Annotated in this window: 1 protein-coding gene; it reads left to right on the top strand. The window is 62.5% G+C overall.

The genetic code is table 11. From position 1 onward, the window contains the following. Positions 1–674: type VI secretion system tip protein TssI/VgrG (gene tssI, locus B4923_RS20725; RefSeq protein WP_146187276.1), on the top strand; the 674-nt coding region annotated here is incomplete at both ends.

The following is a 674-nucleotide window of genomic DNA, read 5'->3' as shown; positions in this document are numbered from 1 at the left end:
AGCGCCTTCGCCCAGGGCGATACCGGTTTTCGCCGCACGCGCTATCAGGCCGAGGTGCGACCGGCGCTGTGGCGGCTGGGGCTGCGTACCAACGCCCGTATCTTTCAGGCGCAGAAGCCGGAGGAAATTATCGGTACGCTGCTGGAAGAGTCCGGCATCACCGACTACGCCTTTGCGCTGCGTCACGAGCATGCGGCGTGGGAATACTGCGTGCAGTACCGGGAAAGCGATTTGGCGTTTATCACCCGGCTGGCGGCGGAAGAAGGATTGTACTTCTTCCACGAATTTGAGGAAGGCAAGCACCGGCTGGTGTTTGCCGACGATGCGGGGGCGCTGGGCAAAGGCCCGGAACTGTTCTTCAACCTTGCCACCCAGGGATTGAGCGAGGGCGCGTATGTGCGGCGCTTCCGCTACGCCGAAGCGGTCCGTACCGCCGAGGTGGAACTGAAAGACTACAGTTTTAAAACTCCGGCCTACGGGCTGTCGCACACCAAACCCGGCAGCGACCTCTCGCATCAGCGCGAAACCTACCAGCACTACGACTATCCCGGTCGTTTTAAGCAGGACCCGAGCGGCAAGGCGTTTACCGGCTACCGGCTGGATGCGTTGCGGGCAGGCGCCATGACCGGCGCAGGCGAATCCAATGCGGCGATGCTGATGCCGGGCAGCAGCTT

The sequence above is a fragment of the Brenneria roseae subsp. americana genome (assembly GCF_003115815.1).
Classification (GTDB): domain Bacteria; phylum Pseudomonadota; class Gammaproteobacteria; order Enterobacterales; family Enterobacteriaceae; genus Brenneria; species Brenneria roseae.
The sequence above is the reverse complement of the archived record's forward strand: the minus strand, read 5'-3'. Positions and strand labels throughout refer to the sequence as shown.